The organism is Microbacterium cucumeris (assembly GCF_058349845.2).
On sequence record NZ_JBYRIZ020000001.1, the window covers coordinates 386,684 to 402,935 of the forward strand.

Sequence of the window (16,252 nt, forward strand, 5' to 3'; positions counted from 1 at the left end):
GGGCGCCGCCTGCTGCCTAGTGCGCCGCCTCGTTCCAGTCCCGGCCGCGCCCCACCTGCACGTCAAGGGGCACCGACAGCTCGGCGGCCCCGGCCATCCGGGTGCGCACGATCTCCTCCGCGGCATCCCACTCCCCCGGGCCGACCTCGACCACGAGCTCGTCGTGGATCTGGAGAAGGACCCGTGAGCGCAGACCGGCGGCGACGAGATCGTCGTGGATGCGGAACAGCGCGATCTTCATGATGTCGGCCGCACTGCCCTGGATCGGCGCGTTGAGCGCCGCTCGCTCCGCGTTCTCGCGCAGCACGCGATTCGGGCTCGTGAGGTCGGGGAACGGGCGGCGACGGCCGAAGATCGTCTCGGTGTACCCGACCTCCTTGGCCGCGAGCACGGATGCCCGCAGATAGTCGCGCACCGCGCCGAAGCGAGCGAAGTACTCCAGCATGAGCTGCTTGGCCTCGGTCTGCTCGATCCGCAGCTGCTTGGACAGGCCGAAGGCGCTCAGCCCGTACACGAGACCGTAGGACATCGCCTTGACCTTGGTGCGCATCGCGGCCGTGACGTCCGAGGGGTCGACGCCGAAAACGCGCGCGCCGACGAACCGGTGCAGATCCTCGCCGCTGTTGAAGGCCTCGATGAGCCCCTCGTCACCCGACAGGTGCGCCATGATGCGCATCTCGATCTGCGAATAGTCCGCCGTCAGGAGCGTCTCGTAGCCCTCGCCCACCTCGAAGGCGCTGCGGATGCGCCGTGACTCCTCAGTGCGCACCGGGATGTTCTGCAGATTCGGGTCCGTGCTGGAGAGCCGTCCGGTCTGGCTGCCGGTCTGCACGTAGGTGGTGTGGATGCGATGGTCGTCCTTGATCGCGGTGTCCAGCGACTCGATGATCTGACGCAGCTTCGTCGCCTCCCGGTGCTGCGACAGCTGCTCGAGGAACGGATGGGGACTCTTCTCCTGGATGTCCGCCAGCGACGCGGCATCCGTGGAGTAGCCGGTCTTCGTCTTGCGGGTCTTCGGCAGCTGGAGCTCCTCGAACAGCACCTCCTGGAGCTGCTTGGGAGAGCCCAGGTTGACCTCGTGCCCGATCGTCGTGAAGGCCTGCTGGGCGATCGCGTCGGCCCGCGCGCCGAGCTCGGCGGAGAACGTGGACAGCACATCGTGCGAAACCGCGACGCCGGCGAGCTCCATGTCGGCGAGAGTCAGCAGGGTCGGCAGCTCGATGTCGGTGAGCACGGATCCCACCGCCTCAGGCAGGTCGGCGCGCAGCGCGGCAGTCGTGCGGAGTGTGAACCACGCCTCCTGGGAGGGTGTCGCGCCGTCGGTCTCGGGGACGAGCTGCGTGGGGTCGGCCTCGGGAAGCTTCTCGCCGAGGTAGCGCTCGACGAGGTTGCCGAGGGTCTTGTCGGGGAAGCTCGGGCGCAGCAGCCAGCCGGCCAGGCTCGTGTCGTAGGCCAGCCCGCCCAGCCGGATGCCGGAGCGCAGCAGAGCCTTGACCTGGGGCTTCGCGTCGTGGAGCACCTTCGGCGCTTCGGATTCCAGCCAGCCTCGGAGAGCCTCGGCTGCGCCCTCGTTCCAGTCGGTCTCGCGCAGCTCGTCCCCGCGCGCGACGCCGAGCCGGGTCGCGTGCCCGCCCGCGACGACGAGCGTCAGCGCCGTCTCGTCCCCGCCGGCCTGAAGCCACGCGGCGAGCTCCGCCGCGGTCGCCTCGAGGGGGGACGGCAGCTCGACGGCGTTCGCCGGATCCTCGACCGGGGCGTCGCTGCCCGCCGCCTCGAACACGCGCGGCAGCAGGGTGCGGAACTCGAGTCGGGCGAAGATGTCGCGCACCGCCTGCGCGTCGATGGGGCGCACAGCGAGGTCGGAGGGTGCGACGGGCAGCGCGACGTCGGTGAGCAGCCGGTTGAGCTTCCGGTTGCGGCGGACATCCTCGATGTGATCGCGGAGGTTGCCGCCGACGACGCCCTTGATCTCGTCGGCGCGCTCCAGCAGAGCGTCGAGCGAGCCGAACTGGGTGAGCCACTTCACGGCGGTCTTCTCTCCGACCTTCGGAACACCGGGGAGATTGTCGCTCGTCTCGCCGACGAGCGCGGCGATGTCGGGATACTGCTCGGGGCGGACGCCGTAGCGCTCCTGCACCGTGGCCGGGTCGTAGCGCTTGAGCTGCGACACGCCCTGCACCGACGGGTAGAGCAGGGTCACCTCGTCGTTCACGAGCTGGATCGTGTCGCGGTCGCCGGAGACGACCAGGACGTCGTAGCCGTCCACGGAGCCCTGCGCCGCCAGCGTGGCGAGGATGTCGTCCGCCTCGATGCCCTCCTGCGTCAGCACGGGCACCGACATCGCGGCGAGGCAGTCCTGCAGCAGCGGGATCTGGCCGCGGAACTCCTGCGGCGTCTCGGAGCGGGTCGCCTTGTACTCGGGGTACTCGTCCGTGCGGAACGAATGCCGAGAGGTGTCGAAGGCGACCGCCAGATGCGTCGGACGCTCGGCCTTGATGAGGTTCACGAACATCGACAGGAAGCCGTAGATCGCGTTCGTGTGCTGGTTGTCCTTCGTGGTGAAGTTCTCCACGGGGAGGGCGAAGAAGGCGCGGTAGGCGAGCGAATGGCCGTCGACGACCATGAGGGTAGGCTTTGCGGAGTCCGTCACCCTGTCAGCCTAACGAGGACGACAGACACGTGCTGAGGAGGATCGGTGAGCGACAGCATCCAGACGAACGGCCTCGAGTGGGCGACGGCGCGAGGCATGGGCGCCCTGGCCGAGAAGATGGGGATCGAGTTCACCGAGTTCGGGATCGACCGCGCGGTCGCGACGATGCCCGTCGAGGGCAACACGCAGCCGGTGGGACTCGTGCACGGCGGCGCCTACGTCGTGCTCGGCGAGTCGCTCGGGTCGATGGCCGCCAACCTCCACGCGGGCCCTGGACGGCTCGCGGTCGGCGTCGACATCAACGCCACCCACACCCGTTCGGTGACCTCCGGGGTCGTCACGGGAGTGTGCACGCCGATCCATCTGGGGCGCAGCATCACGGTCCACGAGATCGTCGTCTCGGACGACCGCGGCCGGCGCTGCTCGACCATCCGGATCACGAACATGATCAAGGACCTGCCCGACTGACGCGACGATCAGTCGGAGAGGATCCGCTGGAACAGGTAGTGGTCCTGCCACTCCCCCGCGATGTGCAGGTACTTCGGCGCCATGCCGATGCGCTCGAAGCCGTTGGCGGCGAGCACCCGCTGCGAGGCGTGATTGTGCAGCAGCGTGGAGGCCTGCAGCCGGTGCAGCTTCAGTTCCCTCGCCGCATGACGGCGCATCTCGGTGACCGCGCGGGTCATCAGTCCTCGACCGGCCAGTGAGGCGTCGATCCAGTACCCCAGGTCGGCGCTGTGGAACGCTCCGCGCACGATGTTGCTCAGGTTCGCACGGCCGACGACCGCCCCGTCCTCCGGACGAGCCAGGACGAACGGCGCGCTGCGCCCGGCATCCCGCTCGGCGAGCAGCAGCTCGATCAGCCGCGCCTGCTCCGCTGAGGTGAAGAAGTCCTCGGTGCGCTCCGGATCCCAGGGGGCCAGGTGCGCGCGGTTGCGCGCGAAGGCCTCCGCCAGAGCCGCGGCGTCGCCCGGCTCGAGCGGCCGCAGCAGGATGCCGCCTCCGAGGTCGATCAGGACTTCTTCGGGGCGAGCTGCTCGATGATCGCCTTCGCGACGTCCTGCATCGTGAGGCGACGGTCCATGGACGCCTTCTGGATCCAACGGAACGCCTCGGGCTCGGACAGGCCCATCTTCTCGTTCAGCAGCCCCTTGGCGCGGTCGACGAGCTTGCGGGTCTCGAAGCGCTCGACCATGTCGGCGACCTCGGCCTCGAGCGTGATGATCTGCTCGTGACGCGCCAGCGCGATCTCGATGGCAGGCAGCAGGTCGTTCGGCGTGAACGGCTTCACGACGTACGCCAGGGCGCCCGCTTCGCTCGCGCGCTCGACGAGCTCCTTCTGGCTGAACGCGGTCAGGAGGACGACCGGGGCGATGTTGCCCTTGTGCAGCTTCTCGGCGGCGCTGATGCCATCCAGCTGCGGCATCTTGACGTCCATGATGACCAGATCCGGACGTAGCTCGGTCGCGAGTGCGACCGCCGTCTCGCCGTCTCCGGCCTCGCCCACGACGTCGAATCCGTTGTCGCGGAGGATCTCCACGATGTCGAGACGGATCAGCGATTCGTCTTCCGCGACGACGACGCGTCGCGGAGCGGATGCCGTGGACTGTTCAGCCTGTTCTTCGGTCACGATTCCCATTCTAGTAGGGGTCCTTCTGTGCCGGCGGTGGGACTCGAACCCACACGCCCTTTCGGACAAAGCATTTTGAGTGCTCCGCGTCTGCCATTCCGCCACGCCGGCCCGGATCGACTTTAGCGCACGCGCCTCGGAACCCACGCGCGCGGAACACGATGATGCGCGCCGGAGCCCCCTCGGGCGCTGCGGCGCGCATCATCGGTTGCGGAGCCTCAGGCCCCGTTCTTGTAGATCGGAGCCGCGCCGCCGACGGCATCCCCGACCTTGTGGACGCGGATGTCGTTGGTGGAGCCGACGATCCCGGGAGGGGATCCGGAGATCACCACGACCTTGTCGCCCTCGACGGCCAGGCCGTTCGTGAGCAGGTAGTCGTCGACCTGGTGGAACATCAGGTCGGTGTGCTGGACGACGTCGACGAGCGTCGAGCGCAGGCCCCAGGTCAGTGCCATGCGGCGACGGATGCCGGGCTCCGGCGTGAACGCGATCATCGGGATGCGCGAGCGCAGCCGCGAAAGGCGGCGCGCGGAGTCCCCGGACTGCGTGAACACGCACAGGTACTTGGCCTCGACGAAGTCGGCGACCTCGAGGGCGGCGAGCGTGATCGCCCCGCCCTGCGTCTTGGGCTTGGTCGTCAGCGGCGCGATGCGCTCGAGCCCGTGCTCCTCCGTCGACGCGATGATTCGCGCCATCGTCTCGACGACGACGATCGGGTACTCCCCCACGCTCGTCTCGCCGGACAGCATGACCGCGTCGGCGCCGTCGAGGACGGCGTTGGCGACGTCGCTCGTCTCGGCGCGGGTCGGAACGGGGCTCGAGATCATCGACTCGAGCATCTGCGTCGCCACGATGACCGGCTTGGCGTTGCGGCGCGCGAGCTCCACGGCGCGCTTCTGCACGATCGGCACGGCCTCGAGCGGCAACTCGACGCCGAGGTCGCCGCGGGCGACCATGATGCCGTCGAACGCGTCCACGATCTCCTCGAGCGCGTCGACCGCCTGCGGCTTCTCGATCTTGGCGATGACCGGGACCCTCACACCCTCTTCGGCCATGATCTCGTGCACGCGCTCCACGTCGGCCGCGTTGCGCACGAACGACAGCGCGATGAGGTCGGCGCCGGTGCGCAGGCCCCAGCGGAGATCCGCCTCGTCCTTCTCGCTGAGGGCGGGGACGTTGACGGCCACACCGGGGAGGTTGATCCCCTTGTTGTTCGACACGGCGCCGGCGACGATCACCTTGGTCGTGACGACGGTGCCGTCGGTCTCGACGACCTCGACGCGCACCTTGCCGTCGTCGATCAGCAGGAAGTCGCCGGGCTTGACGTCCTGGGGCAGGCCCTTGAACGTGGTGCCGCAGATCTCGCGGTTGCCGATGATGTCCTCGGTGGTGATCTTGAAGATGTCACCGACCTCGAGCTCGTAGGGACCGGCCTCGAACCTGCCCAGGCGGATCTTCGGCCCCTGCAGATCGACCAGCACGGCCACGGCGCGCCCCGCGTCGTCCGCCGCGCGGCGCACGTTCGCGTAGTTGGCGTCGTGGACGGAGTAGTCGCCATGGCTGAGGTTCAGCCGGGCGACGTCCACGCCGGCCTCGATGATGGCTCGCACGTTCTCATAGGAACTGGTGGCAGGGCCGAGTGTGGCGACGATTTTCGCGCGTCTCAACAGAAATCTCCAGGGTAGAGAGGAACGGAACTGGCGACGGTGCCCCCGTCAGCCTACGCGGGCTGCAGGCCGATCGCGACATCCGTGGGACGCACCGGCGCGGGCAGCACCGTCTCGCCCATCAGGAAGCGGTCGACGCTCGCCGCGGCCGCCCGGCCCTCGGCGATCGCCCACACGATGAGCGACTGGCCGCGGCCCGCGTCACCGGCCACGAACACGCCGGGAACGGTCGACTCGTAGGAGTCGTCGCGCTGGAAGGCGCCGCGGTCGGTGACCTGCGGACGTGTCTCCTCGTCGAATCCGTCCTGCTCGGGGCCGGTGAAGCCCATCGCGATGAGGACGAGGTCGGCGGGGATCTCCCGCTCGGTGCCGCTCTTGGGCACGCGGCGTCCGTCCACGAACTCGGTCTCCGCCACGCGCAGGGCGCGGACCTCTCCGGCGTCGTTGGAGAGGAACTCGACGGTCGAGGCGAGGTAGACCCGCTCGCCGCCCTCCTCGTGCGCGGACGAGACCTCGAACACGGTCGGCATCATCGGCCACGGCTGGTGGTCGGGGCGTCCCGCGCCCGGCTGGCGGCCGATCGCGAGGTTCGTGACGCTGAGCGCGCCCTGGCGGTGCGCCGTGCCGATGCAGTCGGCGCCGGTGTCGCCTCCGCCGATGACGACGACGTGCTTGCCCTCGGCGGTGATCTGGTTGGGGACCTTGTCGCCGGCGACGGCGCGGTTGGACTCGACGAGGTACTCCATCGCGAAGTGCACGCCGTCCAGGTCGCGCCCGGGGATCGGCAGATCGCGCGGCACGGTCGCGCCCGTCGCGACGACGACGGCGTCATAGCGGGCGCGCAGATCCGCCCAGCTGATGTCCTTGCCGATCTCGACGCCGGCGCGGAACCGGGTGCCCTCCTCCTGCATCTGACGGAGACGGGCCTCGACGTGGCTCTTCTCCATTTTGAAGTCGGGGATGCCGTAGCGCAGGAGTCCCCCGATGCGGTCGTCCCGCTCGAACACGGCGACCGTGTGACCTGCGCGCGTCAGCTGCTGAGCGGCAGCGAGTCCGGCAGGGCCGGATCCGACGACCGCGACCGTCTTGCCGGTGAGGCGCTCCGGCGGCTCGGCCTCGACCCATCCGTGGGCGAAGGCCTCATCCGCGATCGAGACCTCGATCTGCTTGATCGTCACGGCCGGCTGGTTGATGCCGAGCACGCACGAGCTCTCGCAGGGCGCCGGGCACAGCCGCCCGGTGAACTCCGGGAAGTTGTTCGTGGCGTGCAGCCGCTCGATCGCCGATCGGCCCTCGCCGCGCCACGTGAGGTCGTTCCACTCCGGAATCAGGTTGCCCAGCGGGCATCCGGAGTGGCAGAACGGCACACCGCAGTCCATGCACCGGCCGGCCTGACGGCGCAGCACAGCCTGGTCGCCGGGCTCGTAGACCTCTTTCCAGTCCATGATCCGGACCGGGACGGGGCGACGAGCGGGAAGCTCGCGCTCCGTCACCTTCAGAAAGCCCTTGGGGTCAGCCACCGGTCACCTCCAGGATCCGGTTCCAGATGACGTCGCCGTCCGGGTCGAGCCCGGCCTCCTCCGCCTCCTGGCGCATGTTCTGAACCGCGGCGAAGTCCCGCGGAAGCACCTTGACGAACTCGCCCGCCACGGTGTCGAAGTCGGCGAGCATCTCTGCCGCCAGGGGGGATGCCGTGCGCTCGTGGTGCTCGGTGAGCAGGCTCCTGAGCACCTCGAGGTCGGCGCGGTCGAGCGGCTCCAGCCGCAGCTCGCCGCTCTCGCGCGACTGCGCGTTCACCTTGTCGGTGCGCAGCGCGTGCACGTACGCGATGCCGCCGGACATGCCGGCTCCGAGATTGCGGCCCGTGGTGCCGAGGATCACCGCGAGACCGCCGGTCATGTACTCCAGGGCGTGGTCGCCCACGCCCTCGACCACCGCCGTCGCTCCCGAGTTGCGCACCAGGAACCGCTCCCCGACCACGCCCGAGATGAACATCGTCCCGCTGGTGGCGCCGTAGCCGATCACGTTGCCGGCGATCACGTTCTCCTGCGGGAGGATCGTCGCGCCGCGGGACGGACGGATCGTGATGTCGCCGCCGGAGAGCCCCTTGCCGACGTAGTCGTTGGCGTCGCCCTCGAGGCGGAGCGCGATGCCCGCCGGCAGGAAAGCGCCCAGCGACTGGCCGGCGGTGCCGGTCAGGGTGACGTCGATCGTCTCGCGGGCGAGGCCTGCGGCGCCGTAGCGCGAGGTGACCTCGTGGCCCAGCATGGTGCCGACCGCGCGCTCCGTGTTGCGGATCGGCAGCTCGATGAGGACGGGAGAGCCGTCACGGAGAGCGTCCTGCGCCATCTCGATGAGCTGGACGTCGAAGTGCTCGCCGAGCTCGTGGTCCTGCTCCCGCCCGCTGCGACGCGGTTCGGATGCCGGGAACACCGGGCCGTCCAGCACCGGCGACAGATCGAGCCCGTCGGCCTTCCAGTGCTCGATCGCGGCGTTCGTCTCGATGAGGTCGCTGCGCCCGATGATCTCGTCGAGCGAGCGGAAGCCCAGCTCGGCGAGGATCTCGCGCACCTCCTCGGCGATGAACTCCATGAAGTTCACGACGAACTCGGGCTTGCCGGTGAAGCGCTCGCGCAGAACGGGGTTCTGCGTCGCGACGCCGACCGGGCAGGTGTCCAGGTGGCACACGCGCATCATGATGCATCCGCTCACGACGAGCGGGGCGGTCGCGAACCCGAACTCCTCGGCGCCCAGCAGTGCGCCGATGATCACGTCGCGGCCGGTCTTGAGCTGCCCGTCGACCTGCACCACGACGCGGTCGCGCATGCCGTTGAGCATGAGCGTCTGCTGCGTCTCCGCCAGGCCCAGCTCCCACGGCGTACCGGCGTGCTTGAGCGAGTTCAGGGGGCTCGCACCCGTCCCGCCGTCGTGTCCGGAGACGAGGATCACGTCGCTGAGCGCCTTCGCGACGCCTGCGGAGACCGCGCCGATGCCGGACTGGCTGACGAGCTTGGTGTGGATGCGAGCATCCGGGTTCGCGCGCTTCAGATCGAAGATCAGCTGCTTGAGGTCCTCGATCGAGTAGATGTCGTGGTGCGGCGGCGGAGAGATGAGCCCGACGCCGGCGGTCGCGTGGCGCGTGCGCGCCACCCACGGATACACCTTGCCCGGAGGCAACTGACCGCCCTCACCGGGCTTCGCGCCCTGGGCCAGCTTGATCTGGATGTCGTCGGACTCGGTGAGGTACTGACTCGTGACGCCGAAGCGGCCGGACGCGACCTGCTTGATGGCGCTGCGCCGTTCCGGGTCGACGAGGCGATCCGGATCCTCGCCGCCCTCGCCGGTGTTCGACTTGCCGCCGATGCGGTTCATCGCGATGGCGAGCGTCTCGTGCGCCTCCCGGGAGATCGAGCCGTAGCTCATGGCCCCGGTCGAGAAGCGCTTGACGATCTCGCTGACCGGCTCGACCTCGTCCAGCGGCACCGCGGGACGCAGGCCCGTGCGCAGCGAGAAGAGCCCGCGCAGGGTCTTCAGCTCCGCGGCCTGGTCGTCGACGAGCTTGGTGTACTCGCGGAAGATGTCGTACCGCCGCGTGCGCGTCGAGTGCTGCAGGCGGAAGACCGTCTCCGGGTTGAACAGGTGGGGAGATCCGTCGCGACGCCACTGGTACTCGCCACCGGTCCAGAGGCGCTCGTGGGCGCGGGCCGCGGCGTCCTCGGGGTAGGCGTAGTCGTGACGCGCCTGGTTCTCGGTGTAGACCTCGTCGATGCCGATCCCGCCGAGCTTGGTCTCGGTTCCGGTGAAGTAGGCGTCCACGAACTCCTGGCTGAGCCCGACGGCCTCGAACACCTGGGCGCCCGCGTAGGACGACACCGTGGAGATGCCCATCTTGGACATGATCTTCAGTACGCCCTTGCCGAGCGCGTAGATGAGGTTCTTCACCGCTTTCTCGGGCGAGATGCCCGTGATGAAACCGGTGCGGACGAGGTGCTCGACCGTCTCCATGGCGAGGTACGGGTTGACCGCGGACGCGCCGTAGCCGATGAGGGTGGCGACGTGGTGCACCTCGCGGACGTCGCCGGCCTCGACGATGAGCCCTACCTTCATGCGGTTCTCGCGCCGGATGAGGTGGTGGTGGATGGCCGAGACCATGAGCAGCGACGGGATCGGGACGAGGTCCTTGTTCGAGTCGCGGTCCGACAGGATGACGAACTCCGCGCCCTCCTCGATCGCGGCGTCCACCTCGGCGCACATCTCCTCGATGCGGTCCGGCAGCGACTGGGGGCCGGCGTCGAAGTGGTACAGGCCGCGGATGGTCACGGAGGACCGGCCGGGCATGGCCTTGTCGATGTGGCGGATCTTCGCCAGCTCGTCGTTGTCGATCACCGGGAAGTCGAGGGTGACGGTCCTGGCGTGCTCCGGACCCCAGTCCAGGAGATTGCGCTCCGGGCCGATGCCGAGCCTGAGACTCGTCACGACCTCCTCGCGGATCGAGTCCAGCGGCGGGTTGGTCACCTGCGCGAACTGCTGGGTGAAGTAGTCGAAGAGCAGACGCGGACGCTCGCTGAGCACGGCGATCGGGGTGTCGGAGCCCATGGCGCCGAGCGGCTCCACGCCGTTCTGACCCATCGGGGTCAGCAGGATCCGCACCTCCTCCTCGGTGTACCCGAACGTGCGCTGGCGCCGCGTGATGGAGGCCGGGGGATGCACGATGTGCTCGCGCTCGGGCAGATCGGCGAGGCGCACGGCTCCCGCGTCCAGCCACTCCTGCCACGGGTGCAGGTTCGCGAGGCGCTCCTTGATCTCGGCGTCCTCGACGATGCGTCCCGCGGCCGTGTCGACGACGAACATCTTGCCGGGCTGCAGCCGGCCGCGGCGCTTGATGCGCTCGGGCTCGAACTCGAGCACTCCGGTCTCGGACCCGATGACGACCAGACCGTCGGTGGTCTCCGTCCAGCGCCCCGGGCGCAGACCGTTGCGGTCGAGCGTGGCGCCCACGAGCGTCCCGTCGGTGAAGATCAGGGCCGCGGGGCCGTCCCACGGCTCCATCTGGTTGGCGTGGTACTCATAGAACGCGCGCAGCTCCGGCGTGATGTCGGTCTGCTTCTCGTAGGCCTCGGGGACCATCATCAGGATGGCGTGCGGCAGGCTGCGGCCGGTGAGCGTGAGCAGCTCGAGGACCTCGTCGAACGAGGCCGAGTCGCTGGCACCGTCCGTGCAGATCGGCAGCAGGGGCCGTACATCGCCGAGGAGCTCGGATTCGAGCTGCGACTGGCGTGCCCGCATCCAATTGCGGTTGCCGCCGACGGTGTTGATCTCGCCGTTGTGGGCGAGCATCCGCAGCGGCTGGGCGAGCGGCCACGACGGGAAGGTGTTGGTGGAGTAGCGCGAGTGGACGACGGCGAGCTCGCTCGCGAAACGCTCGTCCTGCAGGTCCGGGTAGAACGGCTCGAGCTGCAGCGTCGTCACCATGCCCTTGTAGCCGAGCGTACGGCTGGAGAGCGAGACGAAGTAGGCGCCGATCTCGTGTCCGGCGCGCTTGCGGAGCCGGTAGGCGAGGCGGTCGAGCTCGATCCCCGACAGCGCGGGGGCGTCGACGGTCGCCGGACGGGACACGAAGAGCTGCTCGAAGGCGGGGCGCGCCTCGTCGGCGAGCTTGCCGAGGTGCTCGTTGGCCGTGGGGACCACGCGCCAGCCGAGGACCGTGAGGCCCTCTTCGCGGGCGACCTTCTCGACGCCCGCCTTCTGCGTGCGGCGCTCCCCCGCGTGCAGCGGGAGGAACGCGAGTCCGGCGGCGTACTCGCCGACCGGAGGGAGGTCGAACTCGGTCACGGCGCGGAGGAATTCGTCCGGCATCTGAGTCAGGATGCCGGCTCCGTCTCCGGTGCCGGCGTCAGAGCCGATCGCACCGCGGTGCTCCAGGTTGCGCAGAGCCTCGAGGGCCTGCTGGATGATGTCGTGACCTGCCGTGCCGCGGAGCGTGGCGACCATGGCGAGGCCACAGGCGTCCTTCTCGAACGCCGGGTTGTACATGCCCTGCTTCGGGGGGTAGGCGCCGGAGGCGCCGTAGGGAGGCTGGAAGTACACCAGTTACCGTCCTCAGATAGTTCAAAGTGACACCGGGGACGACGTCGGCCCGCTCGTTCAGTGCAATGGATCTCCCGCCGCGAGGCGGCTTATCGGGTGCCGTCCTCGCTCGTGGGAGCGGTGCTTGTGGCGGTGGCTCCTGCGGTGACTTCGTCTGCCGGAGGCTCGCTCACGTCCACGAAGTCAGAGGGATTGTCCTGCGATTGTACATCAGCGTCGACGTCCTTCCGGCTGTGGCCGGGGAGGTACACCGAGGGCTCCAGACCCGGGTGACGGCGGGTCTGGACGATGATGATGACGATGCCGACGACGACGCCGATGATCGCCGCCCAGACGTTGCTGCGCAGACCCAGGATGATCTCGCTCGGGTCGATGCGGATCGACTCCCACACGATGCGTCCGGCGCTGTACCAGATGAGATACATCGCGAAGAGCTTGCCCCACTGGAAGAACAGCTTGCGCCCCAGCCACAGGAGCACGACGACGCCCAGCCCGTTCCAGATGATCTCGTAGAGGAACGTCGGGTGGAACAGGGTGCCCTCGGCGAGCCCCGGCGGGAAGGCAGGGTTGTCGGACTCGATCTCCAGCCCCCAGGGCAGATCGGTCGGCAGGCCGAAGAGCTCGTGGTTGAACCAGTTCCCGAAGCGGCCGAGCGCCTGCGCGAGCAGGAGCCCTGGAGCCAGCGCGTCGGCGAAGCTCCAGAACCGGATCTTCGTCCAGCGGCAGCCGAGCCAGGCGCCGACGGCCCCGCCGATGAGGGCGCCGTAGATGGCGATGCCGCCCTCCCAGATCGCCCAGATAGACCCGGGCTGGAACGGGTTCCAGGTGTTGATGCCCTCGCCGAAGTAGTCGTTCGGGTGCGTGAACACGTGATAGAACCGCGCCGCGATGATCGCGAGCGGGACGGCGAGGATCGCGATGTCGATCACGATCCACGGCTCCGCGCCGCGCTTGGTCAGGCGGTGGTTCGTCATCAGCACGGCGACGATGATGCCGGCGATGATGCAGAGCGCGTAGTAGTGGATCGTCAGCGGCCCGAGCGAGAAGGTGTTGCTGGGCGGGCTCGGGATGCTGGTGAGCACGCCGGTCAGGGTGCTGGAGAGCGCGAGGGACATGAGTGCGATTCTAGTTTCTCTGGTCGGAGGGGACGGACAACGGCGTGCCGGCTGCCAGCGCACGCGTGGTCTCGGCGAGGCCGTCGAGGCCGCCATCGCGCAGAGCGCGGACGAGAGCCGTGCCCACGATCGCGCCGTCGGCGTACTCGAGGACGGCCGCGATCTGCTGGGGCGTCGAGATCCCGATGCCGACGCAGGCGCGGCCGGCGCCGTGCGTCCGCAGGCGGGCGACGAGGGTGCGGGCCGCCTTGTCGAGCTCGGCCCTCTCCCCCGTGATGCCCATGGTGGACACGGTATAGACGAAACCGGTCGACGACGAGGTGACCAGGTCCAGCCGCTCGTCGGTGGAGGTCGGGGCTGCGAGGAAGATGCGGTCCAGACCGGTCCGCTCGCTCGCCGCGATCCATTCCGCCGCGGCCTCAGGGGTGATGTCCGGGGTGATGAGGCCCGCCCCGCCGGCCGCGAGCAGGTCGTCGGCGTAGCGGTCGACGCCGTACTGCACGACCGGGTTCCAGTACGTCATCACGACCACGGGCACGTCCGTGGCCGCGGTGATGGCGCGCAGCGCGGTGAAGAGGTCCTTCGTGCGGTAGCCGGCAGCGAGCGCCGCCTGCGTCGCCTCCTGGATCAGCGGCCCGTCCATGACAGGGTCGCTGTAGGGCGGCCCGAGTTCGATGACGTCGACGCCGTTCTCGGCCAGCGTGATCGCCGCACGGATGCTCGTGTCCAGGTCGGGGTATCCGACCGGCAGGTATCCCACGAAGGCACCGCGTCCGGCGTCGTGCGCCCGCCCGATGGCGTCTTCGACCCGGCTCATGCGCGCTCCTCGTCGTACAGGTGGAAGTAGCGTGCGGCGGTGTCCATGTCCTTGTCGCCTCGTCCGGACAGGCAGACGGCGATGAGGCCGTCCTGGCCCAGCTGCCGGCCGATCCGGAGAGCACCCGCGAGGGCGTGCGCCGATTCGATGGCCGGGATGATGCCCTCGGTGCGGCTGAGCAGGCGCAGCGCCTGCATGGCCTCGTCATCGGTCGCCGGGATGTACGAGGCGCGCCCGATGTCGGCGAGCCAGGAGTGCTCCGGCCCCACACCGGGATAGTCGAGTCCCGCCGAGATCGAGTGCGATTCGACGGTCTGGCCGTCCTCGTCCTGGAGCACGTAGGTGCGCGCGCCGTGCAGGATGCCCGGGCGACCGCGCTCGATCGACGCCGCGTGCTGCGGCGTGTCCACGCCGTCCCCCGCCGCCTCGACGCCGTACAGCTTCACGTCGGCGTCGTCCAGGAACGCGTCGAACATGCCGATCGCGTTGGAGCCGCCGCCCACGCACGCCACGACGGCGTCCGGGAGCCGGCCCGCGGTCGAGAGCAGCTGCTCGCGCGCCTCTTCCCCGATGATCTTCTGGAAGTCGCGCACCATCGCCGGGAAGGGATGCGGACCCGCCGCGGTCCCGAAGATGTAGTTCGTCGTCTCCACGGTCGCGACCCAGTCCCGGTACGCATCGTTGATCGCGTCCTTGAGGGTGCGCGAGCCGGTCCTGACGGCGACGACCTCGGCGCCGAGAAGGCGCATGCGCGCGACGTTGAGGGCCTGGCGCTCGGTGTCGACCTCGCCCATGTAGATGGTGCAGTCCAGGCCGAACAACGCCGCGGCCGTGGCGGTGGCGACGCCGTGCTGGCCTGCGCCGGTCTCGGCGATCACGCGCGTCTTGCCCAGGCGCCTGGTCAGCAGCGCCTGGCCGAGGACGTTGTTGATCTTGTGGCTGCCGGTGTGGTTGAGGTCCTCCCGCTTGAGGAAGATCCGTGCACCGCCGGCGTGCTCGGCGAACCGTGGCACCTCGGTGAGGGCGGAGGGCCGTCCGGCGTAGGTGCCGAGCAGGTGCGCGAGCTCGGCGCGGAAGGCGGGGTCCGCGATCGCCTCTTCGTAGGCGAGCGTGAGCTCGTCGATCGCGGCGATGAGCGATTCCGGCATGTACCGCCCCCCGAACTCGCCGAAGAAAGGACCTGGCTGATCGCGCAGGGAGGCGTCGTGCGCGCCCGTCGACTCGGAGCCGCTCATCTCATCCCACCTCCAGGAAACCGCGCAGCGTGGCGACGGGGTCGCCCGTCACGAGCGCCTCCCCGATGAGCACCACGTCGGCGCCCGCGTCGCGATACCGCGCGACGTCCGAGGGGGCGAGCACCGCGGACTCGGCGATCCGCGTCGTTCCCGCGGGGATCAGGTCGGCGATCCGACCGAACAGGTCGCGGTCGAGTTCGAGGGTCTTCAGGTCCCGCGCGTTCACGCCAATGAGCGGGGCTCCGAGGTCGGCTGCGATGCGGATCTCGTCGGCGGAGTGGGTCTCCACGAGCGGAGTCATGCCGAGCTCGGTGATGAGCGAGAACAACTCGGTCAACACGTGCTGCTCGAGACCGGCGACGATCAGCAGTGCGAGGTCGGCGCCGGCGGCGCGTGCCTCGAACACCTGGTACGGCGTCGCGATGAAGTCCTTGCGCAGCACGGGGACCGACACGCGGTCGGTAACGGCCTCGAGATCGGCGAGGCTGCCCCCGAAACGGCGCTCCTCGGTCAGCACGCTGATCGCGGAGGCTCCGCCGTGCTCGTACAGGGTCGCCTGGTGGGCGGGGTCGGGGATCTCCGCCAGGGCGCCGCGGGACGGACTCGCGCGCTTGACCTCGGCGATGATCTTGACGCGGGATGCCGGAGCCAGTGCTGCGCGGGCATCCTTCGCAGCGGGACGGGCCAGGGCCGCTTTCTCGACGTCGGCGAGCGGTCGCGACAGCGCGCGACGCTCGGCGTCCTCGACAGCGCCGGCCGTGAGGTCGGCGAGGACCACTAGTGCGCCTTCGGCGAGTACTTGGGGCCCTTCACGCCGTAGCCGGCCTTCGCGAGGATCCAGCCCAGCAGTGCGCCGATCACGATGATCCCGACCGAGATCCACACGAACAGCGGCTGCTCAAGGCAGAACGCGACGGTACCCGCAGCGACGCCGAACAGCATGACCACCACAGCGGTCCAGGCGGCAGGCGAGTGTCCGTGGCCGGGGTCTGCGATGGGGTTGCTCATGGGGATTCCTCCGAATGGGTTGCGGGCGTCGTCAGTCTATCGG

The 16,252-nt window shown here is 69.3% G+C and carries 12 protein-coding genes and 1 tRNA gene; 1 reads left to right on the top strand and 12 read right to left on the bottom strand.

Annotation, left to right across the window (positions count from 1 at the left end; translation table 11 throughout):
- Nucleotides 1–16 precede the first annotated feature (16 nt).
- Entirely contained in the window at nucleotides 17–2,650 is a 2,634-nt protein-coding gene (gene polA / locus AC3RXZ_RS01955; protein ID WP_491493020.1) for a DNA polymerase I, read from the bottom strand.
- A gap of 96 nt (nucleotides 2,651–2,746) precedes the next feature.
- On the opposite strand from polA, the gene AC3RXZ_RS01960 reads away from it, so the two are divergent.
- On the top strand, nucleotides 2,747–3,118 hold the full coding sequence (locus AC3RXZ_RS01960) for a hotdog fold thioesterase (protein ID WP_491493490.1): 372 nt from the start codon (nucleotides 2,747–2,749) through the stop codon (nucleotides 3,116–3,118).
- Between the two features lie 8 nt (nucleotides 3,119–3,126).
- Here the strand turns inward: AC3RXZ_RS01960 and AC3RXZ_RS01965 are convergent, their stop codons facing one another.
- The 11 genes from AC3RXZ_RS01965 to AC3RXZ_RS02015 form a co-directional block, all read right to left on the bottom strand.
- Entirely contained in the window at nucleotides 3,127–3,666 is a 540-nt protein-coding gene (locus tag AC3RXZ_RS01965) for a GNAT family N-acetyltransferase (RefSeq protein ID WP_243226177.1), read from the bottom strand.
- Nucleotides 3,663–4,289 carry an ANTAR domain-containing response regulator gene (locus tag AC3RXZ_RS01970; RefSeq protein ID WP_243225686.1) on the bottom strand — a complete coding sequence of 209 codons (627 nt, stop codon included), beginning with the start codon at nucleotides 4,287–4,289 and terminating at the stop codon, nucleotides 3,663–3,665. Before AC3RXZ_RS01970 ends, AC3RXZ_RS01965 begins: the two co-directional genes overlap by 4 nt.
- 19 nt (nucleotides 4,290–4,308) lie before the next feature.
- Nucleotides 4,309–4,391 (bottom strand) — tRNA-Leu (locus tag AC3RXZ_RS01975).
- A gap of 107 nt (nucleotides 4,392–4,498) precedes the next feature.
- Nucleotides 4,499–5,947 (bottom strand): pyruvate kinase, encoded by a 1,449-nt coding sequence (pyk, locus tag AC3RXZ_RS01980; protein WP_243225685.1) that lies wholly within the window; start codon nucleotides 5,945–5,947, stop codon nucleotides 4,499–4,501.
- Nucleotides 5,948–6,000: 53 nt separating this feature from the next.
- Nucleotides 6,001–7,467 carry a glutamate synthase subunit beta gene (locus AC3RXZ_RS01985; RefSeq protein ID WP_243225684.1) on the bottom strand — a complete coding sequence of 489 codons (1,467 nt, stop codon included), beginning with the start codon at nucleotides 7,465–7,467 and terminating at the stop codon, nucleotides 6,001–6,003.
- On the bottom strand, nucleotides 7,460–11,980 hold the full coding sequence (gltB, locus tag AC3RXZ_RS01990; protein ID WP_491493491.1) for a glutamate synthase large subunit: 4,521 nt from the start codon (nucleotides 11,978–11,980) through the stop codon (nucleotides 7,460–7,462). Before gltB ends, AC3RXZ_RS01985 begins: the two co-directional genes overlap by 8 nt.
- Nucleotides 11,981–12,123: 143 nt before the next feature.
- Nucleotides 12,124–13,149, bottom strand: a complete 1,026-nt coding sequence (lgt, locus tag AC3RXZ_RS01995) for a prolipoprotein diacylglyceryl transferase (protein WP_243225683.1) — start codon at nucleotides 13,147–13,149, stop codon at nucleotides 12,124–12,126.
- 10 nt (nucleotides 13,150–13,159) lie between these two features.
- Complete coding sequence (gene trpA / locus AC3RXZ_RS02000; RefSeq protein WP_243225682.1) at nucleotides 13,160–13,966, bottom strand: tryptophan synthase subunit alpha; 807 nt, start codon at nucleotides 13,964–13,966, stop codon at nucleotides 13,160–13,162.
- On the bottom strand, nucleotides 13,963–15,201 hold the full coding sequence (trpB, locus tag AC3RXZ_RS02005; protein ID WP_243225680.1) for a tryptophan synthase subunit beta: 1,239 nt from the start codon (nucleotides 15,199–15,201) through the stop codon (nucleotides 13,963–13,965). Before trpB ends, trpA begins: the two co-directional genes overlap by 4 nt.
- Nucleotide 15,202: 1 nt before the next feature.
- The gene (gene trpC / locus AC3RXZ_RS02010; RefSeq protein WP_491493021.1) at nucleotides 15,203–15,979 is read right to left on the bottom strand and encodes an indole-3-glycerol phosphate synthase TrpC; all 777 of its coding nucleotides are present in this window, start codon (nucleotides 15,977–15,979) and stop codon (nucleotides 15,203–15,205) included.
- Nucleotides 15,979–16,209, bottom strand: a complete 231-nt coding sequence (locus AC3RXZ_RS02015) for an HGxxPAAW family protein (protein ID WP_243225676.1) — start codon at nucleotides 16,207–16,209, stop codon at nucleotides 15,979–15,981. The genes trpC and AC3RXZ_RS02015 overlap by 1 nt, the downstream gene beginning before the upstream one ends.
- Between the last annotated feature and the right edge of the window lie 43 nt (nucleotides 16,210–16,252).